The 24,241-nt window shown below is 67.8% G+C and carries 32 protein-coding genes; 15 read left to right on the top strand and 17 right to left on the bottom strand.

Annotated features, from left to right (window positions below):
- The first annotated feature begins 49 nt into the window (after positions 1-49).
- Genes PSV23_RS06095 through PSV23_RS06085 form a run of 3 tightly spaced genes read left to right on the top strand, consistent with a single transcriptional unit; the run spans position 50 to position 2,066 of the window.
- Positions 50-601, top strand: a complete 552-nt coding sequence (locus tag PSV23_RS06095) for a cytochrome b (RefSeq protein WP_300466928.1) — start codon at positions 50-52, stop codon at positions 599-601.
- Positions 598-1,152 (top strand): YceI family protein, encoded by a 555-nt coding sequence (locus tag PSV23_RS06090; RefSeq protein ID WP_300466926.1) that lies wholly within the window; start codon positions 598-600, stop codon positions 1,150-1,152. The genes PSV23_RS06095 and PSV23_RS06090 overlap by 4 nt, the downstream gene beginning before the upstream one ends.
- Before the next feature lie 20 nt (positions 1,153-1,172).
- Positions 1,173-2,066, top strand: a complete 894-nt coding sequence (locus PSV23_RS06085) for an L-threonylcarbamoyladenylate synthase (RefSeq protein ID WP_300466924.1) — start codon at positions 1,173-1,175, stop codon at positions 2,064-2,066.
- Here the strand turns inward: PSV23_RS06085 and PSV23_RS06080 are convergent.
- From PSV23_RS06080 to PSV23_RS06065, 4 genes are all read right to left on the bottom strand, one after another.
- On the bottom strand, positions 2,063-3,112 hold the full coding sequence (locus PSV23_RS06080; protein WP_300466922.1) for a patatin-like phospholipase family protein: 1,050 nt from the start codon (positions 3,110-3,112) through the stop codon (positions 2,063-2,065). The two genes, PSV23_RS06085 and PSV23_RS06080, sit on opposite strands and share 4 nt — an antisense overlap.
- Positions 3,113-3,128: 16 nt before the next feature.
- Positions 3,129-3,977: a 3-hydroxybutyrate dehydrogenase gene (locus PSV23_RS06075; protein WP_300466920.1), complete on the bottom strand. Its 849-nt coding sequence runs from the start codon at positions 3,975-3,977 to the stop codon at positions 3,129-3,131.
- A gap of 67 nt (positions 3,978-4,044) precedes the next feature.
- Positions 4,045-4,812 (bottom strand): peroxide stress protein YaaA, encoded by a 768-nt coding sequence (gene yaaA, locus PSV23_RS06070; protein ID WP_300466918.1) that lies wholly within the window; start codon positions 4,810-4,812, stop codon positions 4,045-4,047.
- A 77-nt stretch (positions 4,813-4,889) separates the two neighbouring features.
- A complete protein-coding gene (locus tag PSV23_RS06065; protein ID WP_300466916.1) occupies positions 4,890-5,717 on the bottom strand; it encodes an NAD(P)H-hydrate dehydratase in 828 nt (275 codons plus the stop codon).
- 120 nt (positions 5,718-5,837) lie between these two features.
- Between PSV23_RS06065 and PSV23_RS06060 the strand changes: the two genes are divergently transcribed.
- A complete protein-coding gene (locus tag PSV23_RS06060; protein WP_300466914.1) occupies positions 5,838-6,176 on the top strand; it encodes a P-II family nitrogen regulator in 339 nt (112 codons plus the stop codon).
- Positions 6,177-6,246: 70 nt separating this feature from the next.
- Positions 6,247-7,653 (top strand): type I glutamate--ammonia ligase, encoded by a 1,407-nt coding sequence (glnA, locus tag PSV23_RS06055; protein WP_300466912.1) that lies wholly within the window; start codon positions 6,247-6,249, stop codon positions 7,651-7,653.
- Between the two features lie 75 nt (positions 7,654-7,728).
- Here glnA and PSV23_RS06050 read toward each other — a convergent pair whose 3' ends face one another.
- The 5 genes from PSV23_RS06050 to PSV23_RS06030 all read right to left on the bottom strand — a co-directional run bounded on the left by PSV23_RS06050 (position 7,729) and on the right by PSV23_RS06030 (position 10,755).
- Positions 7,729-7,986, bottom strand: coding sequence for a hypothetical protein (locus tag PSV23_RS06050; protein WP_300466910.1), 258 nt, complete (start codon positions 7,984-7,986; stop codon positions 7,729-7,731).
- A 70-nt stretch (positions 7,987-8,056) separates the two neighbouring features.
- Positions 8,057-9,088 (bottom strand): histidine kinase dimerization/phosphoacceptor domain -containing protein, encoded by a 1,032-nt coding sequence (locus tag PSV23_RS06045; RefSeq protein ID WP_300466908.1) that lies wholly within the window; start codon positions 9,086-9,088, stop codon positions 8,057-8,059.
- Positions 9,089-9,110: 22 nt separating this feature from the next.
- A complete protein-coding gene (gene tatC / locus PSV23_RS06040) occupies positions 9,111-9,980 on the bottom strand; it encodes a twin-arginine translocase subunit TatC (protein ID WP_300466906.1) in 870 nt (289 codons plus the stop codon).
- A complete protein-coding gene (gene tatB, locus PSV23_RS06035) occupies positions 9,977-10,507 on the bottom strand; it encodes a Sec-independent protein translocase protein TatB (RefSeq protein ID WP_370461006.1) in 531 nt (176 codons plus the stop codon). Before tatB ends, tatC begins: the two co-directional genes overlap by 4 nt.
- Positions 10,508-10,536: 29 nt before the next feature.
- Complete coding sequence (locus PSV23_RS06030; RefSeq protein WP_300466904.1) at positions 10,537-10,755, bottom strand: twin-arginine translocase TatA/TatE family subunit; 219 nt, start codon at positions 10,753-10,755, stop codon at positions 10,537-10,539.
- 103 nt (positions 10,756-10,858) lie between these two features.
- On the opposite strand from PSV23_RS06030, the gene rnhA reads away from it, so the two are divergent.
- On the top strand, positions 10,859-11,299 hold the full coding sequence (gene rnhA, locus PSV23_RS06025) for a ribonuclease HI (protein WP_300466902.1): 441 nt from the start codon (positions 10,859-10,861) through the stop codon (positions 11,297-11,299).
- Here the strand turns inward: rnhA and PSV23_RS06020 are convergent.
- The 4 genes from PSV23_RS06020 to PSV23_RS06005 form a co-directional block, all read right to left on the bottom strand.
- Complete coding sequence (locus PSV23_RS06020; protein WP_300466900.1) at positions 11,296-11,754, bottom strand: NfeD family protein; 459 nt, start codon at positions 11,752-11,754, stop codon at positions 11,296-11,298. The genes rnhA and PSV23_RS06020 overlap by 4 nt on opposite strands.
- A gap of 3 nt (positions 11,755-11,757) precedes the next feature.
- Complete coding sequence (locus PSV23_RS06015) at positions 11,758-12,786, bottom strand: SPFH domain-containing protein (RefSeq protein WP_300466898.1); 1,029 nt, start codon at positions 12,784-12,786, stop codon at positions 11,758-11,760.
- Between the two features lie 142 nt (positions 12,787-12,928).
- Positions 12,929-13,267 (bottom strand): hypothetical protein, encoded by a 339-nt coding sequence (locus PSV23_RS06010; RefSeq protein WP_300466896.1) that lies wholly within the window; start codon positions 13,265-13,267, stop codon positions 12,929-12,931.
- Between the two features lie 42 nt (positions 13,268-13,309).
- Positions 13,310-13,750, bottom strand: coding sequence for an NUDIX hydrolase (locus tag PSV23_RS06005; protein WP_300466894.1), 441 nt, complete (start codon positions 13,748-13,750; stop codon positions 13,310-13,312).
- A gap of 55 nt (positions 13,751-13,805) precedes the next feature.
- Here PSV23_RS06005 and PSV23_RS06000 point away from each other — a divergent pair, with 55 nt between their 5' ends.
- On the top strand, positions 13,806-15,212 hold the full coding sequence (locus tag PSV23_RS06000; RefSeq protein WP_300466891.1) for an FAD-binding oxidoreductase: 1,407 nt from the start codon (positions 13,806-13,808) through the stop codon (positions 15,210-15,212).
- A 13-nt stretch (positions 15,213-15,225) separates the two neighbouring features.
- On the opposite strand, the gene PSV23_RS05995 is transcribed toward PSV23_RS06000, so the two are convergent.
- From PSV23_RS05995 to PSV23_RS05980, 4 genes are all read right to left on the bottom strand, one after another.
- Positions 15,226-15,639 (bottom strand): GFA family protein, encoded by a 414-nt coding sequence (locus tag PSV23_RS05995; RefSeq protein WP_300466889.1) that lies wholly within the window; start codon positions 15,637-15,639, stop codon positions 15,226-15,228.
- Between the two features lie 75 nt (positions 15,640-15,714).
- Complete coding sequence (locus PSV23_RS05990) at positions 15,715-16,503, bottom strand: NADPH-dependent F420 reductase (RefSeq protein WP_300466887.1); 789 nt, start codon at positions 16,501-16,503, stop codon at positions 15,715-15,717.
- A 4-nt stretch (positions 16,504-16,507) separates the two neighbouring features.
- Positions 16,508-16,972, bottom strand: a complete 465-nt coding sequence (locus PSV23_RS05985) for an SRPBCC family protein (RefSeq protein ID WP_300466884.1) — start codon at positions 16,970-16,972, stop codon at positions 16,508-16,510.
- Positions 16,969-17,289, bottom strand: a complete 321-nt coding sequence (locus PSV23_RS05980) for a metalloregulator ArsR/SmtB family transcription factor (protein WP_300466882.1) — start codon at positions 17,287-17,289, stop codon at positions 16,969-16,971. The genes PSV23_RS05985 and PSV23_RS05980 overlap by 4 nt, the downstream gene beginning before the upstream one ends.
- A 151-nt stretch (positions 17,290-17,440) precedes the next feature.
- Here PSV23_RS05980 and fabD point away from each other — a divergent pair, with 151 nt between their 5' ends.
- The 8 genes from fabD to gmk all read left to right on the top strand — a co-directional run bounded on the left by fabD (position 17,441) and on the right by gmk (position 24,153).
- The gene (gene fabD / locus PSV23_RS05975) at positions 17,441-18,385 is read left to right on the top strand and encodes an ACP S-malonyltransferase (RefSeq protein WP_300466880.1); all 945 of its coding nucleotides are present in this window, start codon (positions 17,441-17,443) and stop codon (positions 18,383-18,385) included.
- A gap of 171 nt (positions 18,386-18,556) precedes the next feature.
- Entirely contained in the window at positions 18,557-19,297 is a 741-nt protein-coding gene (gene fabG / locus PSV23_RS05970) for a 3-oxoacyl-[acyl-carrier-protein] reductase (protein ID WP_300466878.1), read from the top strand.
- A 171-nt stretch (positions 19,298-19,468) separates the two neighbouring features.
- Positions 19,469-19,660 (top strand): hypothetical protein, encoded by a 192-nt coding sequence (locus PSV23_RS05965; RefSeq protein ID WP_300466876.1) that lies wholly within the window; start codon positions 19,469-19,471, stop codon positions 19,658-19,660.
- Positions 19,661-19,849: 189 nt separating this feature from the next.
- Positions 19,850-20,089 (top strand): acyl carrier protein, encoded by a 240-nt coding sequence (locus PSV23_RS05960; RefSeq protein ID WP_055830235.1) that lies wholly within the window; start codon positions 19,850-19,852, stop codon positions 20,087-20,089.
- Between the two features lie 107 nt (positions 20,090-20,196).
- Entirely contained in the window at positions 20,197-21,477 is a 1,281-nt protein-coding gene (gene fabF, locus PSV23_RS05955) for a beta-ketoacyl-ACP synthase II (protein ID WP_300466873.1), read from the top strand.
- On the top strand, positions 21,478-22,644 hold the full coding sequence (gene mltG / locus PSV23_RS05950; RefSeq protein WP_366524222.1) for an endolytic transglycosylase MltG: 1,167 nt from the start codon (positions 21,478-21,480) through the stop codon (positions 22,642-22,644). It abuts the gene before it with no gap.
- Between the two features lie 14 nt (positions 22,645-22,658).
- The gene (locus PSV23_RS05945) at positions 22,659-23,522 is read left to right on the top strand and encodes a YicC/YloC family endoribonuclease (RefSeq protein WP_300466871.1); all 864 of its coding nucleotides are present in this window, start codon (positions 22,659-22,661) and stop codon (positions 23,520-23,522) included.
- Positions 23,512-24,153 (top strand): guanylate kinase, encoded by a 642-nt coding sequence (gmk, locus tag PSV23_RS05940; protein ID WP_300466869.1) that lies wholly within the window; start codon positions 23,512-23,514, stop codon positions 24,151-24,153. Before PSV23_RS05945 ends, gmk begins: the two co-directional genes overlap by 11 nt.
- Positions 24,154-24,241 lie beyond the last annotated feature (88 nt).

Raw genomic sequence — 24,241 nt, 5'->3', positions numbered from 1 at the left:
GCGAAGAGGCCCGGGCGGGTCAGAGTGGCGCATCCGAAGGGAGCTCGTCGTGGCTGAACCGCGCAACCGCTATTCCACCGTCTCATTGACCCTTCACTGGCTGATCGCAGCCCTGGTTGTGACCCAGGTGCTGCTGATCGCCGCGTACGAGTGGACCGAGGGACCGCTGTCACGCGAGTTCGTGCAGAGTCACAAGTCCGTGGGTCTGGGCATCCTCATCCTGACCCTGGGCCGGATCGGCTGGCGGATCGCCAATCCCGCCATTCCGCTGCCGGCTGAGATGCCGCGATGGCAGCAGCGGCTGGCGCGGGCCACCCAAGTCCTCTTCTACGTCTTCCTGATCGCCATGCCGCTGGTCGGGTGGGCGGCGTCCTCGGCGGGCGGACGCGAAATCCACTGGTTCGGCCTGTTCGAATGGCCGCTTCTCCCCATAGGCGGCGGTCGGGAGATGGCGGACCAGCTGATGGACCTGCACGAGGCGGCGGCGAAGGGTCTGTACCTCCTGATCGCCCTGCATGTGATCGGGGCGCTGAAACACCAGTTCGTCGACCGGGACAACGTGCTGCACCGGATGATCCCGTGGATTCCGCGCCGTCCATGAGGCTGCTCGCGATCCTGCTTCTCGCGCTGCTGGCCCCCCTGCTGGCCGGCGCGGCGCCGGGGCCCTGGGGCTTCGAGCGGGACGCATCGAGCATCGAAATGTCCGTCCGGGCCTTTGGTGGATCGCGCACGGGACGATTCGAGGACTGGCGGGGCTCCATCGTTCTGGACCCGGCGCGCCCGGAGAGCGCACGCGCCTCGGTGACGGTTCAGGCGGCGTCCCTGAGGATGTCCCCGGCGGTCGCGACCCGGCGGGCCATCGGGCCGGGGTTCCTCGACGCCGCGCGCTATCCGGTGATCCGCTTCGATCTGAAGTCGCTTCGGCCGATGGGCGGGGACCGGTATACGGCCAACGCCGACATCACGATGAAGGGGCGCACCCGCGCGGTCACCTTCCCGCTGGACTTGCGCATCAACGGTGACCGGGCGCATCTGGCCGGCGCGCTGACGCTGGATCGCGCGGACTTTGGAATAGGAACATCGGGGCCGTGGAACGGGCTGGTCGGACGGCAGGTGACGGTGCGGGTGATGCTTCAGGCGCGTCCCGCCTGAGCGCGTCAGACGCCGACGCCGTGGCGGTCCTGAACGCCGGCGGCCTGGTCATATTGCCGACGGAAACGGTGTACGGCCTGGCCGCCGACGCCGGAAACGCCCGGGCCGTCGCCGCCATTTTCGAGGCCAAGGGTCGTCCCCGGTTCAACCCCCTGATCGCCCATGTCGCCGACGCGGTTCAGGCCGAGGCGGTCGCGGTGTTCGATCGCCGGGCCCGGGCGCTGGCCGAGGCCTTCTGGCCCGGGCCGCTGACGATTGTGGCCCCCATCCGCGACCGGACGAGCGTATGCGATCTCGCCCGGGCGGGGCTGGACAGCGTCGCCGTCCGCGTGCCGGGCCACGCCCGCGCCCGCGCCCTGATCGCGGCTTTCGGGCGGCCGGTGGTGGCGCCGTCGGCCAATCGCTCGGGGCGGCCCAGCCCGACCACCTTCGCCGACGCGGTGGAGGAGACCGGTTTCGCCGCCGGCGCCGCCATCGACGGCGGACCCTGCGCCGTGGGGGTCGAGAGCACGGTCGTCTCGGTGCTGAACGGACATATGGCCCTGCTGCGTCCAGGTTCGGTCACGCGGGACGAGCTGGAGGCTGTCGTCGGGTCGCTCGACCGGGGCGGGGAGGGGCATCGCTCACCCGGCCGGCTGGCGCTCCACTATGCACCCGACGCACCGGTGCGGATCGAGGCGGAAACGGCGAGGGATGGCGAAATCCTGCTGGGATTCGGTCCCGGTGTCGGCGATCCGCGCTGGAGCCTGAGCCCCACCGCCGATCTGCGCGAGGCGGCGGCCAACCTGTTCCGGCGCCTGCGGGAGGCTGACCGGGAAAAACCCACGGGAATCGCGGTCTCCCCGATCCCGGCGGACGGCCTCGGCGAAGCCATCAACGACCGGTTGCGGCGCGCGGCTGGGTTTGTCGGCTAGGCCAGGAAGCGGGCCTTGATGTCGATGCTGGAACGCTCGCCGACATGGTCGATGCAGTGCTCCAGCCATTCCTCCGCAGCCTCGCGGCCGCGGGCCTTCAGGTCGTTGAGGAAGGTCCATTCGGTATTGAATTTCGAGCTCAACGACAGGGCACCCAGCCACGGGCCCGGTTCGATGGCGTGCAGCATCAGGCTGCGATAGCGGTCCTCGCCGGTCCGCTTCAACCGCCCGTCCTCGATCATGTCCTGGACGAAGGCGACGGCCCTCAGTTCGGCGACGAGGGGCGCGTTGAAGACGATTTCGTTCAGCCGGTCCATGATGTCCCCGGCCACGCGCGGCGCCTCCTCGCGCACGAACGGGTTCAGGGGCAGCAGCAGGATGTCGTCGGGGGTGTCGGCGTAGAACAGTGGCCACAAGGCCGGATTGGCCAGATAGCCGCCGTCCCAGTAGGGCTCGCCGTCGATCTCGACCGCCTGAAAGAGGTGCGGCAGGCAGGCCGAGGCCAGCAGGACCTGGTCGGTGATCTCGGGGTTCTCGAACAGTCGGGCCCGACCCTGTTTCACCGCCGTAGCGGCGACGAACAGCTTGATCGGAGAGGCGCGCACGGCCTCGAAATCGATCGCATTATCCAGAACGCGTTTGAGAGGATTCAGGTTGAATGGATTGAATTGATACGGACTCATCGACATGGCTGCGGTCTCGGCCGACCGCCACAGGCTGCTGTCCTTCAACCAGCCCGGCGTCATGGCGGCGCTCCAGATCGAGGAGTCGCCGAACACGTTGCGTCCGCCCGACCGGTTCACCTCGCGCCACAGAAGGTCGAGCTGACTTCGGCCGCCTTCGGCCCCGCCGGTATGCAGGCCGCTGATCAGGGCCGCAGCATTCATGGCGCCGGCGGATGAGGCGGTCACCGCGCGGATGTCGAGCCGGTCGTCCTCCAGAAGACGATCCAGCACGCCCCACTGGAACGCCCCGTGCGAGCCTCCGCCCTGCAGGGCCAGGCTGACGGGATGGCGCTTCGGGGTGGCCGGCTTTCGCTTCAACACCCGATCGCGTCCTTGCCTATTGGGCGGTCCAGCCGCCGTCGATGGAGAAGCTGGCCCCGTTGGCCGAAGCCCCGAGGTCCGACGCCAGATACAGCATCATGCCGGTCAGTTCGTCGGTGGTGACGAACCGCTTGGTCGGCTGCGAGCCCAGGATCACGTCCTTGAGCACCGCCTCTTTCGACATGCCGCGCGTCCGGGCCTGATCGGCGATCTGCTTTTCCACGATCGGCGTCTCGACGAACCCGGGGCAGATGGCGTTGCAGGTGATGTTATCCTGGGCGACCTCGAGCGCCACGGTCTTGGTGAAGCCGAGGACGCCGTGCTTGGCGGCGACATAGGCCGACTTGAACGGGCTGGCGACCAGGCCATGGGCCGAGGCGATGTTGATGATCCGGCCTCGCCCCTGCGCCTTCATGATCGGGATCGCCGCGCGGGTGGCGTAGAAGGTCGAGGACAGGTTGATGGCGATGATCTGTTCCCATTTGTCGGCCGGGAATTTCTCCACCGCCTCGACGTGCTGGACGCCGGCGTTGTTGATCAGGATGTCGAGCCGGCCAAGCTGATGCTTGCCGTAGGCCACCATGTCGGCGACCTCGTCGCCGCGCAGCATATTGGCGGCGTGATAGCGGACCCGAACGCCGCAACTGGCCTCCAGCTCGGCCCGGGTGCGCTCGATTTCGGAGGGGTCGCCCAGACCGTTCAGGACCACGTCTCCGCCGCGCGAGGCGATGGCGCGGGCGAAGGCCAGGCCGATGCCGGACGTCGAACCCGAGATCACCGCCACCTGACCTTTCAGGTCGCCGATGTCGCGGAAGGGTTCGCGCGTCGCCTCGGAGCCGTCACCGCGTTTGGGCCATTGGAACATGAGTGTCTCGTCCGTCCGTCAGTCTCGTCAGCCTAGCCGTTCGCGGTTGCGAAGGCGACAGTCGGGTTTAATTTCCCGATCTGGTGAATATCCACTCTGTGTCGTTCGAGGCCGCCTTGTCAAAGCGGTAACCGTCGCGATCGAACCCCTTGAGGTCCTGGGCCCGCTCGATCCGCTCGTCGATGGCGAAACGCGCCATGCCGCCCCGCGCCTTCTTGGCGAAGAAGGAGATGATGCGGCTCTCCCCGTCCCGCGACTCGCGGAAGTGCGGCGTCACGACCGGCAGTTTCAGCGCCCTGGCGTCGACCGCGCCGAAATACTCCTGGCTGGCCAGGTTGATCAGGGTCGGATCCGCCTGTCCCTCGGCGTCGGCGTTCAGCTGTTTCGAAAGCCGGTCGCCCCAGAAGTCGTACAGGCTGGAACCCCGCCGCGTCTTCAGCCGGGTCCCCATCTCAAGGCGATAGGGCTGGATACGGTCCAGAGGCCGCAACAGGCCGTAGAAGCCCGACAGGATGCGCAGGTGATCCTGCGCCCAGGCCAGGGACTGCCGATCCAGCTCCCGCGCCTTCAGACCTTCGTAGACGTCGCCGGCGAAGGCGAAGGCGGCCTGGACCCCGTCGGTCGAGGCGGCGTCGAAGGCCTGGAAGCGCTCGCGGTTCAGGCGGGCCAGGTCATCGGAAATGCTCATCAACCGGCGCAGCTCGGCCACCGTCCGCGCCCGCGCCGTCCGGGACAGGTTGGCGGTGTCGTCCTGAAAGCGCCGCTCCGAGGCGGGCGCGTCGGCATGGGCTTCAGTGAAATCCAGCCGCTTGGCCGGGGACAGGACGATCAGCAAGGGAACAGGCTCCGGCGGCGGCGCCCTGCAGATAGGCCGGTTCGATGACGAATTGAACCGGAACCCCTCCGGACTGCTCAGCGGTCCTGTGAATAGAGGGCGGCCAGAACCCGCGGCAGCTGTTCGGGCAGGTCTTCGGCGATCAGGCCGGGACCGAAGGCCCGCGCGGCCTCGGCATGGATCCAGACGGCCGCCCGCGCGGCGTCGAAACTGTCCATCCGCTGCGCCATCAGGCCGCCGATCATGCCCGCCAGCACGTCGCCGGTCCCCGCCGTCGCCAGCCATGGGACGCCGTTGCCGTTGACCGCCAGCCGCCCGTCCGGCGCGGCGATGATCGTGGCCGGGCCCTTGAGGACGATCACTGCGCCGGCGCGCTTCGCCGCCTCGCGCGCCGCGGCCTCCCGGCCCTTGTCGAGCAAACCGGGGAACAGGCGTTTGAACTCGCCCTCGTGCGGGGTCAGCACGTCGTCGCGGTCCAGAACGGCGAACAAATCGTCGGGCCAGCTTTCGAATACAGTCAGGCCGTCGGCGTCGACGACCAGCGCCGCGCCTGTCCCGGCCAATGCGCGCACATTGGCCCGGGTCGCATCGTTCACTCCGGCGGCGGGGCCGATGACGACGGCGTCCATTCCTTCCACCGCTTCGGCCAAAGCCTCGGCCGAACCGAAAGGCGTCAGCATGACGGCCTCGATGGCGGGCGCGATGACGGCGGTCGCATCGGGCGGACAGAGGATGCGCACCACGCCCGCGCCGATCCGCAGCCCGGCCCGCGCCGCCAGACGCGCCGCGCCGGTCTGGCTGGCCTTGCCCGAGACGACGCCCAGCCGTCCGCGCGCGTGCTTGTGCGCGTCCCCGGCCGGCCAGGGCAGGGCGGCGCGCCAGTCCGACATGGGCGCCCCGGTCATCGCGCCGGTCCTCCGTTCACGGATGGCGACCAGGAGCGAAAAACGCTTGCCTTATTGTGCAATGCAATGTCCCTTTACCTCCCGTGCGCGCGGCATGATAACGCCCGCCTGGGATCGCCAATGAAAAAGATCGAAGCCGTCATCAAGCCGTTCAAGCTGGATGAAGTGAAGGAAGCGCTGCAAGACGCGGGCGTGCAAGGCATGACCGTGCTGGAGGCCAAGGGATATGGCCGCCAGAAGGGCCATTCCGAGCTGTATCGCGGCGCCGAATACGTCATCGACTTCCTGCCCAAGATCAAGATCGAGGTGGTGGTGTCCGACGACATGGTCAACTCCGTCGTGGACGCGATCCAGGCGGCGGCCCGCACCGGCAAGATCGGCGACGGCAAGATTTTCGTCACCGACGTTCTCGACGTCATCCGCATTCGCACAGGCGAGACGGGCGCCCAGGCCGTCTGACCTTTCCGCCGGCCGTCCTTCGGGGCGGCCGCTTCTTTTAACCTCCCCGAGCCACAGGACGTCGAACACCATGAGCGCCAGCAAGATCCTAAAGGAGATCAAGGAGAAGGACGTCAAATACGTCGACCTCCGGTTCACCGACACCAAGGGGCGGATGCAGCACGTCACCTTCGACATCGACCTGGTGGACGAGGAATTCCTGGAAGAGGGGACGATGTTCGACGGCTCCTCGATCGCCGGCTGGAAGGCGATCAATGAGTCCGACATGCTGCTGAAGCCGGATCTGGCCACGTCCTGGATCGATCCCTTCTACCAGCAGACCACCCTGTTCCTGTTCTGCGACGTGCTGAACCCCGACACGGGCGAGCCGTACAATCGCGACAGCCGCTCGATGGCCAAGAAGGCGCTGGCCTATGTCCAGTCCTCGGGCGTGGGCGACACCGTTTTCTTCGGTCCGGAAGCCGAGTTCTTCATCTTCGACGACGTGCGCTGGTCCACCCAGCCGCACGACACCGGCTACGCCTATGACTCGATCGAGCTGCCCGCCAACACCGGCGCCGAATATTCTGAAGGCAACATGGGCCACCGCCCGACGCACAAGGGCGGTTATTTCCCGGTCAATCCGACCGACAGCGCCCAGGACCTGCGGGGCGAGATGCTGGGCGTCATGCGCGACCTGGGCATGCAGCCCGAGAAGCATCACCACGAGGTCGCCCCGGCCCAGCACGAACTGGGCCTCAAGTTCAGCGACCTGCTGACCATGGCCGACCGCCTGCAGCTCTACAAATACGTCATCCACAATGTGGCGGCGGCCTACGGCAAGTCGGCGACCTTCATGGCCAAGCCGACGTTTGGCGACAACGGCTCGGGCATGCATGTGCACCAGTCGATCTGGCGCGACGGCAAGCCGCTGTTCGCCGGCGACAAATACGCGGGCCTGTCGGACATGTGCCTCTGGTACATCGGCGGCATCATCAAACACGCCAAGGCCATCAACGCCTTCGCCAACTCGACCACCAACTCCTACAAGCGTCTGGTCCCGGGCTACGAAGCCCCGGTGAAACTGGCCTATTCGTCGCGCAACCGTTCGGCCTCGATCCGCATTCCGTTCGTCAATTCGCCCAAGGCCAAGCGGATCGAAGCCCGTTTCCCCGATCCGATGGGCAACCCCTATCTGACCTTCGTCGCCCTGCTGATGGCCGGTCTGGATGGCATCGAGAACCGGATCGATCCGGGCGCGCCCGCCGACAAGAACCTTTACGACCTGCCGCCGGAAGAGCGGGGCAACATCCCCGAGGTCTGCGGCAGCCTGAAGGAAGCCCTCGACAATCTCGACAAGGACCGCGCCTTCCTCAAGAAGGGCGGCGTCATGGATGACGACTTCATCGACAGCTACATCGAGCTGAAGATGGAAGAAGTGATGCGTCTGCAACTGCACCCGCACCCCGTCGAATTCGACATGTACTACAGCTGCTGATCCACGGCCGAGGCCGGACGATCAAAGGGCGCCGGAGGCAACTCCGGCGCCCTTCTTCGTTGGTTCGGGCGGAAGTCAGTTGCGGCGGGTCGTCTCGACCTCGATGCCGTTCTCACCGGCGCGAACGGTCGTGCTGTCCGCGGGGCGGTCGTCACGGCGTTCGATGACGACGGTGGGCGGGCTGGCGGGCACGGGTACGGCGACCTCACGGGTCTCGATGATGGTGCGGGTCTCAGGCGCGGGCGCGGGCGCGGCCGGTGCGGGTTCCTGTTGCGTGCAGGCCGCGGCGGCCACGGTCAGGGTGGCGAGGGCGGCGAAACGGAAGGCTGTCATGGACCGGTCTCCTGATGGTCGGTCCAGTCCAAACACCGGCGCTTCACGCCGGTTCCGGTCAAGCTGGCCGTCAGTGCAGGCTGACGGCCACGGGTTCCCAGGTCTGGACAGGCTGGATCGCCGCCGGGAAACGGATGCGCACCCCGCAGCCCGTGGCGCCCCGCGTGATCAGAAGCTCGCCGCCCAACTGCTCGGACACCGCCTCGAACAGGGGAATGTCCCGCGGCGGCATGACATCGCGGTCGCCCGTGGCCACCATGTTCAGCGTCCGCTGATCGCCTTCGTCCGCGAGGACGACGGCGAGTCCGGTGGCCGAAGGGCAGGCCTTGAGCGTGGTCAGATACTCCAGCAACACCAGACCCAGCGCCGTCGCATGCTCCAGCGGCACGTCCAGGTCGGCGCCGGCGATCCTCACCTTTTCCGCCGCCAGGCCGCCGCGCGAGGCCGAGGCCTTGACCAGCTTGCGGGCAAAGGCGGCGAAGGGAATCCGCCTGTCGGGATTGCCGGTGAACTCGCGGTGGGCGCGGGAGATCAGCAGGGTGCGCGACGCGGCGTTGGTCAGCACGCGCGAAACCAGCGGATCGGCTTCCTCGCGCGCCCGAAGCTGCAGGATGGCCGAGATCAGCTGGAGATGATCAGTCGTTCGCTGGGCGTGCTCGTGGAACAGTTCGGCCTGACCGGCGGCCAGGGCCTCGACGCGCGCGTGTGTGGCGGCCAGCAGGGTGAACCGGGCCCGGATCGTGCTCAGGATATGGATCAGCAGCACCGATGACAGCAGGAAGAAGGTCAGCGCCACCAGACCGCGTCCATCCACATTCCAGTGCAATGGAACGGGTCCAAGGAAGGCATAGACGATCGCCGTCGACAGGCCCGTGGCCATCAGGGCGGGGCGGGCTCCCAGCCAGTAGGCCGCCAGGATCACCGCCGGATAGAAGCAGGTGTAGCCGTAGCCGTTGCCCATGGCCGACGACAGCGTCAGTCGGACGGCCAGCGCCAGCATGACCAGGATGCCCGCGGCCCAGTAGCGGGCGCCGGGAATCGCCTGCAGACGCGCCAGCAAGACGGCGGGCCGTGGCGTCAACGAAAAGACCGATGCATTCATGACGTCATTTCAGCGCCGGTGCTCAGGCCGCGGCGTCCGCGGTCTTGCGGCGCATCTCGATCAGACGCACGCACCAGATGGAGATTTCATACAGCAGAACCAGCGGCACGGCGAGCATCAGCTGGCTGATGGGGTCGGGCGGGGTCACGATGGCGGCGACCACGACGACGGCGACGATGGCGTAGCGACGGCCCTCGGTCATGAGCTTCGAATTGACGATGCCGGCCATTCCCAGCAGGGTCATGATCACGGGCAGCTGGAAGCACAGGCCGAACGCCAGGATCAGCGCCGTGGCCAGGCTCATGTATTCGGACACCTTGGGCAGCAGGGCGGCCGTGACGCCCTCGGCCACAATGCCCTGATTGAGCGAGAACAGCATCACGATGGGCAGCATGACGTAATAGACCAGCGCGGCGCCGGCGATGAACAGGACCGGAGCCGCGACGAGGAACGGCAGGAAGGCGCCTCGCTCGTTGCGATACAGGCCGGGCGCCACGAATCGGTAAAGCTGAAAGGCGAGTATCGGGAAGGAGGCGACGACAGCGCCCAGCCCGGCCAGTTTCATCTTCACGAACAGGATTTCCAGCGGCGCCGTGTAAATCAGCTGCGCGGCCTGATGCTGGCCGTCGGCCAGGGGCTTCAGCCCGATCATGGTCGAGATCAGGTCCAGCATCGACACGTTGTGACCGTCGGCGGCCTGCAAGGCGCTGGCCACCACATAAGGTTTGACCAGGAAGACGTAGAGCGGGCTCGCGAAATAGAAGCAGACCAGGAAGGCGATGACGAAGGCGACGACGCAGATCAGCAGCCGGCCGCGCAGCTCGATCAGGTGGTCCATCAGCGGCGCGCGTGACGCCTCGATCTCGTCGTCGTCGCGGTCAACGGCGCTCATGACGTCGGCGCCTTCTTGCGCGAGGCCCGCGGCTTGGTGGCCGGCGCCGCGGTCGCGGACCTGGCCGCTGCGGGTTTGGTCGCAGGTTTGGCGGGCGCCCGTCGGGCAGGAGACGCCTTCGCCTTCGCGGGAGCCGGATCCGGCGCGGGGACCGGCGGCTCGAGCGGCGCCATGACCGGCGGGCTGTCGGGCCATTCGTCGGGGGCGGTCAGCATCGGCGGGTCCAGCGGCCTGTTCAGGTCGTCGCGAATTTCGCGGAACGCCGCATCGGCATCGGCGCCGAGGGCGCGGATGCCCTGACCGGTGCGCAGCGCCTCGACCTCCTTGCGCAGATCGTCCAGTTCGGACTGGCGCGCCATCTCGTCGAAGCTGGAGCGGAACTCATTGGCCATGCCGCGCGCCTTGGCGACGATCTTGCCCAGCTTGCGCAGAAGCAGCGGCAGGCGCTCGGGCCCCACCACCAGCAGGGCCACGACCGCGATCACCAGATATTCGCCGCCCCCGATTCCGGGACCCAGGCCACCCATGCGTCAGGTCTCCGCCGTCTACAGCGGCCCTAGGACTTCAGGTCTTCTTTTTCGGCGTCGGTGCGGGGCAGGGCGCCCGCGCGCTCGTCACGCGGCTTGTCGTCGTCGCTGTCCTTCAGGCCGTCCTTGAAGGCTTTCACGCCCTTGGCGGCGTCGCCCATCATGGCCGACAGCTTGCCGCGCCCGCCGAACAGCAGAAGCACGATGATGGCGACGATGGCCCAGTGCCAGATGCTGAATGAACCCACGGACTACTCTCCTCAGTCAGGCCGGGCCGGCCCGGTCGAAATCTCTCGCCGCATATAGGCCGTTCAGTGGCGCGACGCCAAGCGAACCTGTTAGGACGCGCCCATGAGCCACGTCATCATCCACACCGACGGCGCCTGCAAGGGCAATCCGGGCCCCGGCGGCTGGGGCGCCGTTCTTCAGACCGGCGGCGGTCACGAGAAGGAGTTGTGGGGCGGCGAGCCGCTGACGACCAACAACCGCATGGAGCTGATGGCGGCGATTCGCGCCCTCGAGGCCCTGTCCCGGCCCTGCCGCGTCGATCTGCATACCGACAGCAAATACGTCATGACCGGCATCACCGAATGGATCCGCGGCTGGAAGGCGCGCGGCTGGAAAACCGCCGACAGGAAGCCGGTCAAGAACGAGGATCTGTGGCGGCGGCTCGACGAGGCCCGCGCCCGGCACGACGTCAAATGGCATTGGGTCAAGGGCCACGCCGGGCATGAGCTGAACGAGCGAGCCGACGGCCTGGCGAATCGCGGGATCACGGACTTGCCGCGTTAGGCCAGACGGACTCTCAGCTTCGATCCGTCGACACGGTCCACGATCACGCTTTCGCCGATCAACGGTCCCGCGCCGTCGATTTCGGCCACCCATTCGGCGCCCGAGACGAACACCCGGCCGCGGCCGTCCACGAAGGGCTGGACGACCTGCGCCCGCTGGCCGACGAGACGGTTGTCGCGGGCGTTGATATCGGGGCTGTCGCTGGGGTTCACGCGCTGGATCAGGCGGCGTGACAGCAGGGTCATCGCCACGGTCAGGGCCGCGAACAGGGCGACCTCGCCCAGGAAACTCAACGGCAGGCCCAGGGCGGTGACCACGGCCACCATGCCCGCCGATACCGCCGGCCACAGCAGCCATTCGGTCGAGAAGGCGGCCTCGACCGCCAGCAGGATCACGCCCAGAGCCAGCCAGATCCAGAACGGCTGGGCGGCGTGCAGGTCGATCAGGGCGTCCATGGCCTACTCCGATCCGGGGACCGACCCGCGCGGGGGCCGCGGCGGGCGGGGCGGCGAGGACGGAGCGGCGCGCGGAGGAGCCGGCGGCGCATCACGCCGCACGTCGCTGCGGCCTTGCTGCTGTTCCCTGGCCAGACCGACCAGTTCGCCCAGGCCGGCGATGGTGCCGACCAGGCCGGACATCTCGGCCGGGACGATGACCGTCTTGGCGGTCGGATTGCGGGCCAGTTCGGCGAAGGCCTCGACGTATTTCTGGGCGACGAAGTAGTTGATGGCGTTGACGTCGCCGGCCGCGATGGCCTGGGACACCATGGCCGTCGCCTTGGCCTCGGCCTCGGCCTCGCGCTCGCGGGCCTCGGCGTCGCGGAAGGCGGCCTCGCGGCGGCCCTCGGCCTCGAGGATGGCGGCCTGTTTGGCCCCCTCGGCGCGGGCGATGGCGGCCTGTTTCTCGCCGTCGGCCTCGGTGATGACGGCGCGGCGCTCGCGCTCGGCCTTCATCTGGCGGGCCATGGCGTTGGTGATGTCGGCCGGCGGGGTCAGGTCCTTGATCTCGATGCGGTTGACCTTGACGCCCCACGGCTCGGTCGCCGCGTCGATCACGGTCAGCAGCCGGGAGTTGATCGAGTCACGCTGGAACAGAACCTCGTCCAGCTCCATGGAGCCGACCACGGTGCGCAGATTGGTCGAGCATAGCTGGGTGATGGCGTAGGGCAGGTTCTCGATCCGGTAGGCGGCGGCCGAGGCCTCCATCACCTGGATGAAGACGATGGCGTCGACCTTCACCATGGCGTTGTCCTTGGTGATGACCTCCTGCTGGGGCACGTCCAGAACCTGCTCCATCATGTTCATGCGCCGCCCGACGCGCTCGACGAACGGCGTCAGGATGCTGATGCCGGGCGCCAGGGTGCGGGTGTATTTTCCGAACCGTTCGACAGTGAATTCGCGCCCTTGCGGGACGATCTTGACGACGCTGAACAGCAGAACGAAGGCCAGCGCGACCAGAGCAATGGTGAAGAGAACAGACGCGTCCATGAAGCCTCCCAATCCCGCTCAGGTTAGCACCCTGTGGCCCGGACGCCACAGAAACCGGACAGCGCGAAGATGACAACCGCGTAATGAAAAGGGCGGCTCCCCGATGGGAACCGCCCTCCGGCCGGCATTTGCGTGCGGACTGTTACTCGTTGATGGTCAGTTCCTCGCCGTCCAGCTCGCAGAAATTGACCTCCGCGACCTGCACGGAATCGCCGTCCGAGAAATCGGCGCGGATATCGTAGACGCATTCGGGCAGGCCATCGTCGATCGAGATGTCCATGCTCTCGCCGGAGCCCAGCACGTCGGCGCCGAAGATGTCCTCTTCCCACTCGTCGGTCGACGGCAGGGAGATGAACAGGGCCGTCAGCACATGTTCGGTGTTGTTGGTCAGGGTGAAGTCGATCGACTCTGTCTGGGCCATGGCGGCCGGCGCGAGCAGAACCGAGGCGGCGAGCGCCGCCACGAGATTACGAAAACGCATGATGAAATTCCCCATCCGGCCCACTGCCGGAACCGGGGTATGTCATGCAGACACTGGTCCGTCGCGTCCCAAATCGTGGGACGCCGCGGCCAGGGCGATGATCCGCCGCGTCTCGGGCCAGTCGACCAGGGCGGCGACCTGGTCCAGCGCCACGAACCGCGCCTCCATCGCGTCGTCGCCCGCGACCGGTTCGCCCGATATCCAGCGGGCGGCGTAGTCGATCAGGACGTAGTGGCGACCGGCTTCGGGGAAGACGCCGTCGACCACGTCGATCAGGCCGGTGATCCTGGCCTTTACCCCCGTCTCTTCGCGCAGTTCGCGCAACGCCGCGTCGATGGCCCGCTCGCCGGGCTCGATCCGGCCACCGGGCAGGCTCCATTCGCCCTTCCGCGGCGGCGTTCCGCGCCGGATCAGCAGGACTTCCCCGCCGCGCAGACAGACGACGCCGACGGCGGGAACGGGCGAGGGAAGGGCGGTCGTCATCGCGACAGCGTGGCTTGGCCCTTTCGCCGCGTCCACGACTTTGAGACAAGGGCGCATGACCCCGCCCTCCGCCGCCGCCCTCGAAGCCCTGAAATCCGCGGCCGGCCCGGGCGGCTGGACCGACGATCCCGCCGAGATCGCGCCCTGGCTGACCGAATGGCGCAACCGCTGGCACGGTCATACGCCGCTGATGCTGACCCCGCGGTCGACGGAGGAGACGGCCCGGCTGGTGGCGATCTGCGCAGAACATCGCGTCGCCATCACCCCCCAGGGCGGCGACACCGGCCTCGTCGGCGGCCAGATCCCCTATGGCGAGGTGCTGCTGTCGACGCGCAGGCTGCGCGCGATCCGCGACGTCACCCCGCTGGACGACGCCATGACGGTCGAGGCCGGGGTGACCTTGCTGGAGGCCCAGCAGGCCGCCGCCGCCGCCGATCGGCTGTTCCCGCTCAGCCTCGCGGCCGAGGGCACGGCCACCATCGGCGGCGTGGTGTCGACCAACGCCGGCGGCACCGCCGTCATCCGCTACGGCGTCATGCGCGACCTGGTGCTGGGGCTCGAAGCCGTCCTGCCCGACGGCCGCATCTTCCACGGCCTCAAGCGGCTGCGGAAGGACAACACCGGCTATGACCTCAAACAGCTTCTGATCGGCGCCGAAGGCACCCTCGGCGTCGTCACCGCAGCGACGCTGAAGCTGTTTCCGGTCATGCGCAGCCGGGCCACCGCCATGGTCGGTCTCGACAGCCCCGCCGCCGCCATCGACCTGCTGGCACGGGCCAAGTCCGAGACCGGCGGCGGCGTCGAGGCCTTCGAGCTGATGAAGCGGATCGGCATGGGCTTCGTCCTCGCCAACATCCCCGATACGCGCGAGCCGCTGGACAGCACGCCACCTTGGTACATCCTGATCGAACTCGTTTCGGGCGAGCCCGGCGGGGCCGATTCCGCCATGGAGCGGCTGCTGACCCATGCCTTCGAGACCGGTCTGATCACCGACGCCTCCATCGCCCAGAACGACGCCCAGCGCGCCGCCTTCTGGAAGGTGCGCGAGGAGCAGTCCGCGGCCCAGAAGCCCGAGGGCGGCGGCTGGAAGCACGACGTCTCCGTCCCCGTTTCCCGCATCGCCGACTTCCTCGAGGAGGCCACCGCCGCCGTCGAACGCTTCCATCCCGGGGCCCGGGTCAGCGCCTTCGGCCACGTCGGCGACGGTAATATGCATTACGACGTTCTGTGCCCGCCGGGGGGCGATCTGAAGGCCTTCCTCGCCCGCTGGGCCGAGGGTTCAGAGGTCGTGCACGACATCGTCGCCCGCTATGACGGTTCCATCTCGGCGGAGCATGGCCTCGGCCGCCTGAAGACGGACGAGGCCCGCCGCTACAAGTCGCCGCTCGAAATCGCCGCGATGAAGAGCATCCGCGAAGCCCTCGATCCGCAGCGGATCATGAATCCGGCTGTGCTGTTCTAGGTGAAGCCCGACGCTAGCCGGGCATGCGCTCGAAGGTCCTGAGCTCGGGATCCACCGTGTCCCATGGCAAGGCGCGAACGCCATAGGTGACCATCTGCGGCTTGAACTGACCCGGGTCGTCCAGGCTGGCCGCGTGGATCGTGAACAGGTCCGGCATGGCCGCGAAGGTCAGATAGACGGGCGTTCCGCAGGTCGGGCAGAAGGCGTGGATCTTGTCCGCGCCGCTGTCGCCCGCCACCCGCCAGGTCTTCGCTCCGCCGGTGACGGTCACGTCCTCCCGGCGGGGGAAGGTCAGGTAGGACCCATGCCCCGTGCCGCTTCGCTTCTGGCAATCACGGCACTGGCAGTGGTTTTCGGCCAGGGGTTCGGCGCTGATTTCGTAGCGGACAGCGCCGCATGCGCAGCCGCCGGCATAGGATTTGGTCATGGGGGTTCCTTTTGGAGGGCGGGGGTTCGGTTTGAGGAAGGCGGAACCTTCCGTCGCCGGGCCCCACTCCCGATTTCAGAGGGGGTTGAACGAACGGTTCAGCGCGATGACCTCGGCATGGCGGTCAGCGCCGGCGACAGGCTTGTCGCCGAAGAGGCGGCCATATTCCTCATGCCAGACGGTGTCGCGAATCATCTCCGCCTTGCCTCTGATCGCGGCCCTGATCCCTTCCTGCGTCTTCGCCTCGCCATAGTCGCAGCAATAGGCCGGCGTTAGAGGCTGCTGCCGCCAGGACTCCTCCAGCGAGCCTCCATCGACGGGATCAAACCCCGTCTGGCTCACCAGTCCCATGACGATCTGCTTGCCCCGGGCGTCGTCGCCCGCGACCGGGATGGCCAGCCGGTCTGGCGAACCTTCCGGCTTTCCCAGGTCTGCGAGCGAGTGGGAAAGGATGCTGTTGAACGCCTTGAAGATCGGGCGGCCCAGCTGCCTTGAGACCCAGACGCTTTCCGTCAGGCCCGCGTCGATTTCCGGGATGCGGCGGTCACGCACATCGGGATAGTAGTTGCCCGTATCGATGATCACGACATCGTCCGCCGCCCGATCGAACAGATCGTGCGGCAGGGTCGTCACGGCCGGGAAGGGAATGGACAGCAGCACGACCTCGGCCCCTTCCACCGCGCCACGGATGTCGGCGGCCACAGCCCCGATTTCATCCGCGAACTTCGTCACGGATTTCGGGCCGCGCGAATTCGCGACACGCAACGTGTGGCCGTGGCTGCTCCATTTGGCGGCGAGTGCGCCCCCTATCGCGCCCACGCCGATAATGCCGATTTTCAGGGGTACGCCTGGACGGGTCCGCACTGGCTCAGGCCGCTTTCGGCTTTGCGAAGACGTCGAGGCCGCGGCCTGTCTCCAGCAGGGACTTCAGACTGGAGAGGACCAGCGGCCAGCCCTTGCTGACGCCGATCGCCATGCCGCTGCCGACGATCAGGTCGTCGTGGGAAACGGTCAGCCGGACCATGTCCTCATAGGGCTCGATCTCGAACGTCACCCGGCTGTAGGCCTCGGGGTCGGCGGCCTCCGAGGCGTTCGCCCACGTCACAATCAGGCGTTCCGGAGGCGAGGACTCGACCACTTCGCCGACGATGTTGACGCTCCGTTCGTCGTTGGCGCGGACATGTTCCCACTTCGAGCCGGGCTTCCAGTCCGAGACGTTGTCGTGACCCCAGTAGCGCCGCGTGATGTCGGGCCGGGTGATGGCCTCGAACACCTTTTCCGGCGTCGAGACGATGAAGGTCACATAAACGAAGCGGGTGGTCTGGCGGGTCATTTCTCTTCTCCTTCGAGTTCTGTTTTCAGGTCATGCAGCAGGCTGAGCCGCTGGATTTCGAACTTCCGCACCCACCGCTCGTAGACTTCGTGGATCGGCACGGGGTTGATGAAGTGCAGCTTTTCCCGGCCGCGCCTGACGGTGCTGACCAGATGGGCCTCCTCGAGAATCCCGAGGTGCTGCGTGGCGGATTGCCGGGCCATGTCCAGGTTTTCGCAGAGCTCGCCGAGCGTCTGGCCGTTCTTCTCGCAAAGCCGGTCCAGCAGTTTTCTGCGGGTCGGATCGGCCAGCGCCTTGAAAACCTTGTCAGCGTGCATCGGCCTCACTCGGGTGTGCGGTGATATATGCAGGCAAATACCTGCATGTCAAATCATGGGTCCGTGCCCGTTCTGGGTAGGGCGGACGGCTTGCCCCTCCGGCAGGCCCGGCCTATCGCTTCGGCCTTGATTCACGGCTTCGGAGCCCTTCATGACACTCGCCCTGCTGTTTCCGGGACAAGGCAGCCAGTCCGTCGGCATGGGAGCCGCCCTGGCCGACGCCTTCGCCTCGGCCCGCGCTGTTTTCGCCGAGGTCGACGAGGCCCTGGGCCAGAACCTCAGCCAGCTGATGCGCGAAGGGCCCGAGGACCAGCTGACCCTGACCGAAAACGCCCAACCCGCCCTGATGGCCGTTTCGGTCGCGGCGGCGCGGGTCCTGAGAACCGAGTTCGGCTTCGATCTGACGAAGGCGACCTGGGTCGCCGGCCATTCGCTGGGCGAATATTCGGCCCTGTGCGCCGTCGGCGCCCTCTCGCTGGCGGATACGGCGCGGCTGCTGAAACTGCGCGGCCAGGCCATGCAGCGCGCCGTGCCCGTGGGCCGCGGCGCCATGGCCTCCCTGATCGGTCCGAAGACGGATCTCGCCCTGGCGGAAGAGGCCGCCAGGGCCGGCTCCGAGGTCGGCGTCTGTGTCGTCGCCAATGACAACAACAACGGCAATGTCGTCATCTCGGGCGACAAGGCCGCCGTGGACCGCGCCATCGAAAAGGCGAAGGAACTGGGCGCCCGCGCCATACCGCTGAACGTCTCGGCCCCCTTCCACTGCCCGCTGATGCAGTCCGCCGCCGATGAGATGGCCACGGCCCTGGCCACGGCGACCATCGTCCCGCCCTCGGTCGCCGTGGTCGCCAACATCACCGCCCGCCCGGAGACCGACCCCGAGGTCATCCGCCGCCTGCTGGTCGAACAGGTCACCGGCCGCGTCCGCTGGCGCGAGAGCATGGAGTGGATGGCCGGGGAGGGGGGCGTGACCCGCTTCGCCGAGATCGGCGCGGGCAAGGTTCTGACCGGCATGGCCAAACGGATCGCCCCCGACGCGGAGAGCGGCGCGTTGAATACGCCGGAAGAGCTGGAAGCGTTCGCGAAGAGTTTTTGACTTCCCTTCTCCCCTTGCGGGAGAAGGTGTCAGGCGCAGCCTGACGGATGAGGGGTCGCACCGGCGGAACCGGTGCGGCGTCTCCAACTTCAACTCGAGAGGTCCGCGCGACCCCTCATCCGGCCCTCCGGGCCACCTTCTCCCGCAAGGGGAGAAGGAGAGGAGATTCAGATGTTCAATCTCACCGGCAAGACCGCCCTCGTCACCGGCGCGACGGGCGGCATCGGCGGGGCCATCGCCCGCGCCCTGCATGCCCAGGGCGCGACCGTCGTGCTGTCGGGCACCCGCGAGGCCGTGCTCCAGGATCTCGCGAAAGAACTGGGCGAGCGCGCCTTCGCCGCCGCCGCCAACCTGTCCGACCCCGAATCCGTCGACGGCCTTGTCGCCCGCGCCGAAGAAGCCGCCGGAGCGCCGCTCGACATCCTCGTCGCCAACGCCGGAATCACGAAAGACGGCCTGCTGATGCGGATGAAGGACGAGGACTTCCAGTCCGTCCTGACCGTCAACCTCGAGAGCTATTTCCGCCTGTCGCGCGCCGCCATGAAGGGGATGATGAAGCGCCGCTCGGGCCGGATCATCGGCGTCACCTCGGTGGTCGGCGTCACCGGCAACCCCGGCCAGACCAACTACGCCGCCTCCAAGGCCGGCATGATCGGCTTCTCCAAGTCGCTGGCGCAGGAAGTCGGTTCGCGAGGCATCACCGTGAACTGCATCGCCCCCGGCTTCATCGCCTCGCCCATGACCGATGTGCTGAACGACGCCCAGCGCGAGACCATCCTGAAGAACATTCCGGCCGGCCGCCTCGGAACCGGCGACGAGATCGCCGCCGCCGCGGTCTACCTGTCCTCGGACGAAGCCGCCTACGTCACGGGCCAGACCCTGCACGTAAACGGCGGCATGGCGATGATCTAGGCCGTGTCGGCTTCCTTCTCCCCTTGGGGGAGAAGGTGGCCCGGAGGGCCGGATGAGGGGTAAGGTCGCCCCGGACCGGCCGCCAGCCCGTCGGTCTCCAACATCCCCCTCATCCGAGCGGCTGCGCCGCCCACCTTCTCCCCCAGGGGGAGAAGGAGACCGGAAGACCTCATGAAAATCCTGCGCATCCTCGCCACCATCCTCAGCGGCCCGATGCTGCTGATCGGGATCATCTGGGTGCTGCAGGGGCTGAACGTCTTGCCGGGCAGCTTCATGACCGGCCAGATCATCTGGGCGGTCTACGGAGCGCCGCTGGCTCTCGCGGGCGGCGCGCTGGTCTGGTGGGTCAACCGGGGGCGTTGATGGCGAGGCGCGGCCGACATTCACGCCGCTCGAGGCCGCGACCCCTGTTTTCCGCCCGCGCCCCTGTGCTAAAGCCTCGGCAACCGACGCGCCTGAGTCTTCGTTGAAGGCTTGCGCCGTCGCCGCTGTCGTCATACGGCAGTGATCGAGACAACAGCCGCTCCGGCGGCCCCAAAAGCAGAGACCCCCATGTCCGACACCCTGGAACGCGTCCGCAAGATCGTCATCGACCACCTGGACGCCGATCCGGAAAAGGTCGTTGAAAAAGCCAGCTTCATCGACGATCTGGGCGCCGACTCGCTCGACAACGTCGAACTGGTCATGGCCTTCGAGGAAGAATTCGACATCGAAATCCCGGACGACGCCGCCGAACACATCCAGACGGTCGGCGACGCCGTGAAGTTCATCGACGAGAAGCTGGCGGGCTGATCGCCTCCACTTCAAAACGGCTTTGATGGCCGCCGTGGCGCGCCCCTAGCGGGGCCGCCCGGCGGCCATTACTGTTTGCGGTCAGGATTCTGTAGCGAGGAGCGCTCATGCGCCGTGTCGTCGTCACCGGCCTCGGTCTTCTCACTCCCCTCGGCTGGGGCGTCGAGCACAACTGGAAGGGCATCGTCGAGGGGCGTTCGGGCATCGGTCCGATCACCAGCTTCGACACCGAAGGCTACGGCTGCACCATCGCGGGCGAAATCCCGTCCGTGGACGGCCGGGGCGGGGGCGTTCCCGGCGAACCCGGCGTCTTCGACCACGAAAAGGTCATGTCGCCCAAGGATCGCAAGCGGGTCGACGACTTCATCGTCTACGCCATCGCCGCGGCCGACGAGGCCCTGGCCGATTCCGGCTGGAAGCCCGAGACCGAGGAACAGCGCGAGCGCACCGGCGTCATGGTCGGTTCGGGCATCGGCGGCCTCGGCCCCATCGCCGACACCGCCATCATCCTCAAGGAACAGGGTCCGCGCCGGGTCAGCCCCTTCTTCATCCCCTCCGCCCTGATCAACCTGACCTCGGGCCAGATCTCGATCCGGCACGGCCTCAAGGGCCCGAATCACTCGGTCGTCACCGCCTGCGCCACCGGCGCCCACGCCATCGGCGACGCGGCGCGGATGATCATGCTGGACGACGCCGACGTCATGGTGGCGGGCGGGGCCGAAAGCTCCATCGTCCCCATCGGCATCGCCGGCTTCCTCGCCTGCAAGGCCCTGTGCACCGCCTATAATGATGCGCCCGAAAAGGCCTCGCGGCCGTGGGACAGGGATCACTCCGGCTTCGTCATGGGCGAGGGCGCGGGCATCGTGGTGCTGGAAGAGTACGAACACGCGAAGGCGCGCGGCGCGACCATCTACGCCGAGGTCATCGGCTACGGCATGAGCGGCGATGCGTATCACATCACCGCCCCGGCCGAGGACGGCAACGGCGGCTATCGCGCAATGCAGATGGCGGTGAAACGGGCCGGCATCGACGTCTCCGACATCGACTACGTCAACGCCCACGGCACCTCGACCATGGCCGACTGGATCGAGGCCGGCGCGATCGAAAAGCTGATGGGGGACCACGCCCCGAACGTGGCCCTGTCCTCGACCAAGTCCATGACCGGCCACCTGCTGGGGGCGGCGGGCGCCATCGAGGCCATCTTCTGCATCCTGGCCATCCGCGACCAGATCGCGCCGCCGACCATCAACCTCGACAACCCCGAGCGCGAGACCGCGATGAACATGGTGCGGGACAGGGGCGAGCCGATGGAGATCGACGTCGCCATGTCGAACAGCTTCGGCTTCGGCGGCACCAACGCCACCGTCATCTTCCGAAAGGTCGCCTAGGTGGGGATCGAGCGCGGTTCGGGCCGGAAGACGGCGTTCCTGGCCGCCACGGCCACGGTAAGCCTGTTCATCATCGCCGCCCTGGTCGCGGCCTGGAGCGTCTTCTACGCGCCCGGCCCGTCGGCGCAGGCGGGTCAGACCACCATCGTCACCCTGCCCAGCGGCGCCGGCGTCTCGGCCATCGCGGCGACGCTGAAATCGGCGGGCGTGATCCGCTCGACCGACATGTTCAAGGCCGCCGCCACACTGACCGGCGCGGACCGCAAGCTGCGGGCCGGCGAATATGAGGTGCCGAGCAAGGCCTCGCTGCGTTCCGTCATCGTCCTGCTGGTCGAGGGTCGGGTGGTCCGCCACTACGTCACCCTGCCGGAGGGCTGGTCCTCGGCCCAGGCCGTCGACATCCTGAACAATCAGCCGATCCTGATCGGAACCGTCGACGGCACGCCGGAGGAAGGCTCCCTGTGGCCCGACACCTACGAGGTCAGCCGCGGCGAGACGCGCGATTCGGTCGTCGCCCGCATGCGTCGCGCCCGCGACGAGAACCTGGCCCGCCTGTGGGCCGCCCGCAGCCCGGCGACCGTCGCCCGCACGCCCGAAGAAGCGATGGTGCTGGCCTCGATCGTCGAAAAGGAAACCGGCCTCGCGGCCGAGCGCCCGCGCGTCGCCGCCGTCTTCACCAACCGCCTTCGCGCCGGCATGCGGCTGGAGAGCGATCCGACCATCGTCTACGGCATCACCCGGGGCCGTCCGCTGGGACGGGGCATCCGCCGCTCCGAGCTGGACCGGCCGACCGCCTGGAACACCTACCAGATCGACGGCCTGCCGCCGACGCCGATCGCCAACCCGGGCCGCGACGCTGTCGCCGCCGTCCTGAATCCGCCGCGCAGCGAGGAGCTGTTCTTCGTCGCCGACGGTACCGGGGGCCACGTCTTCGCCCGCACCTATGACGAACACCTGGCCAATGTCGCGCGCTGGCGCGAGATCGAGCGCCGCAAGGCCGGTCTGCCGCCCGAGGCTCCGCCGCCGGCCGTGCCCGGCACGGTTCCCGGCGTCCCGAATGCGTCGCCTGACGCCGCCTCGGGCGCCGCAGCCCCTCCCGGCGTGACGGTCCCGCCCGGAGCGCGGGTCATCAGCATACCGCCGGCTACGACGGCGCCGGCGCGTTGAGCCGGATCTCCGGCATGACCGGCTTCGGCCGGGTGGACGGTTCCGAGGGCGACTGGACCTGGTCGGTCGAGGCCCGCTCGGTCAACGGCCGCAATCTGGAAGTCCGTTTCCGGGGCCCGCCCGGCTTCGACACCCTGGAGCGTCATGCAAAGACCTCCGCCCAGGCCCGGCTGAGCCGCGGTCAGGTCACGCTTGGAATCCAGACCAGACGCGAACTCGGCGCCGCTTCGCTGAAGGTCAACCAGGACATCCTCGCCCGCTACCTGTCCCTCGCCAACGAACTGGCGGAGGAGGGGGCGACCCCGCCCTCGGCCGATGGCCTGCTGTCGCTGCGCGGCGTGCTGGAAGCGCCCGAGGAGGCCGACGACGCCGAGGCCCGCGCCGCCGTCGAGGCCGCCATGGCCGCCACGATCGATCAGGCTCTGGACGCCCTGAAGCTGTCCCGCGACCGCGAGGGCGGCCAACTGCTCCCGGTCATTGCCGACTTCATCGCCCGCATCGACGCCCTGACCGCCCAGGCGGAGACCGAAGCCGCCGCCCAGACCGAGGCGATCCGCGATCGGTTCACCCGCCGCATGACCGAACTGGCGCCCGATGCACCCGGCCTGCAGGACCGCATCTTCCTCGAGGCCGCCGCGCTCGCGACCAAGGCTGACGTGCGCGAGGAGCTTGACCGGCTGGCGGCGCACGTCGCCTCGGCCCGGACCCTGTTGCAGCAACCCCCCGCCGGGCGGAAACTCGACTTCCTGATGCAGGAATTCATGAGGGAGGCGAACACCCTCTGCTCGAAATCGGCTACGACCGCGCTCACCGGACTCGGCCTCGAGCTCAAGGCCGTGATCGAACAGTTGCGCGAACAGGTCCAGAATGTCGAATGAACGCACGCCCCGCCGCGGCGTCCTGCTGATCGTCGCCAGCCCCTCGGGCGCCGGCAAGACCAGCCTGTGCCGCCGCCTGATGGCCGACCACGGCGGTCTGGAGCTGTCGGTCTCCATGACCACCCGCGCCATCCGTCCGGGCGAGGTCGCCGACCGCGACTACCATTTCGTCGATGACGCCGAATTCCAGCGCATGATCGAGGCCGACGCCTTCCTCGAATGGGCCGATGTCCACGGCAGCCGCTACGGCAGCCCGCGCGCGCCCATCGACCGCGCCCTGGCCGAGGGCCGCGACGTCCTGTTCGACATCGACTGGCAGGGCGCCCGCGACATCGCCGCCAAATGCCCGGAGGACGCCGTTCGCGTCTTCATCCTGCCGCCCAGCCTCGAGGAGCTGCGCCGCCGCCTGGTGACCCGTTCGCAGGACGCCGAGGACGTGATCGAGCGCCGCATCGCCAACGCCAAGGGCGAGATCGAGCACTGCGGCGAGTTCGACTATGTCTTCGTCAACGACGACTTCGACCGCTCATACGCCGAACTGGCCCACATCTACCACGCCGAGCGCTCCTGCCGGTTCCGCAACATCTGGGTCGACGGCTACAAGGCCGCCCTCCTGAACGAGGCGGTCTAGAACCCTCTCTTTCGGCCCGTCTCTGACCCGGTAAGACGCGACAATGGAAAAGGCCGCTCCGGCGAGGAGCGGCCTTTTCGTGTGTCAG

Source organism: Brevundimonas sp. (assembly GCF_029946145.1).
GTDB lineage: Bacteria > Pseudomonadota > Alphaproteobacteria > Caulobacterales > Caulobacteraceae > Brevundimonas.
This window is presented reverse-complemented; position numbering and strand designations above follow the sequence as displayed.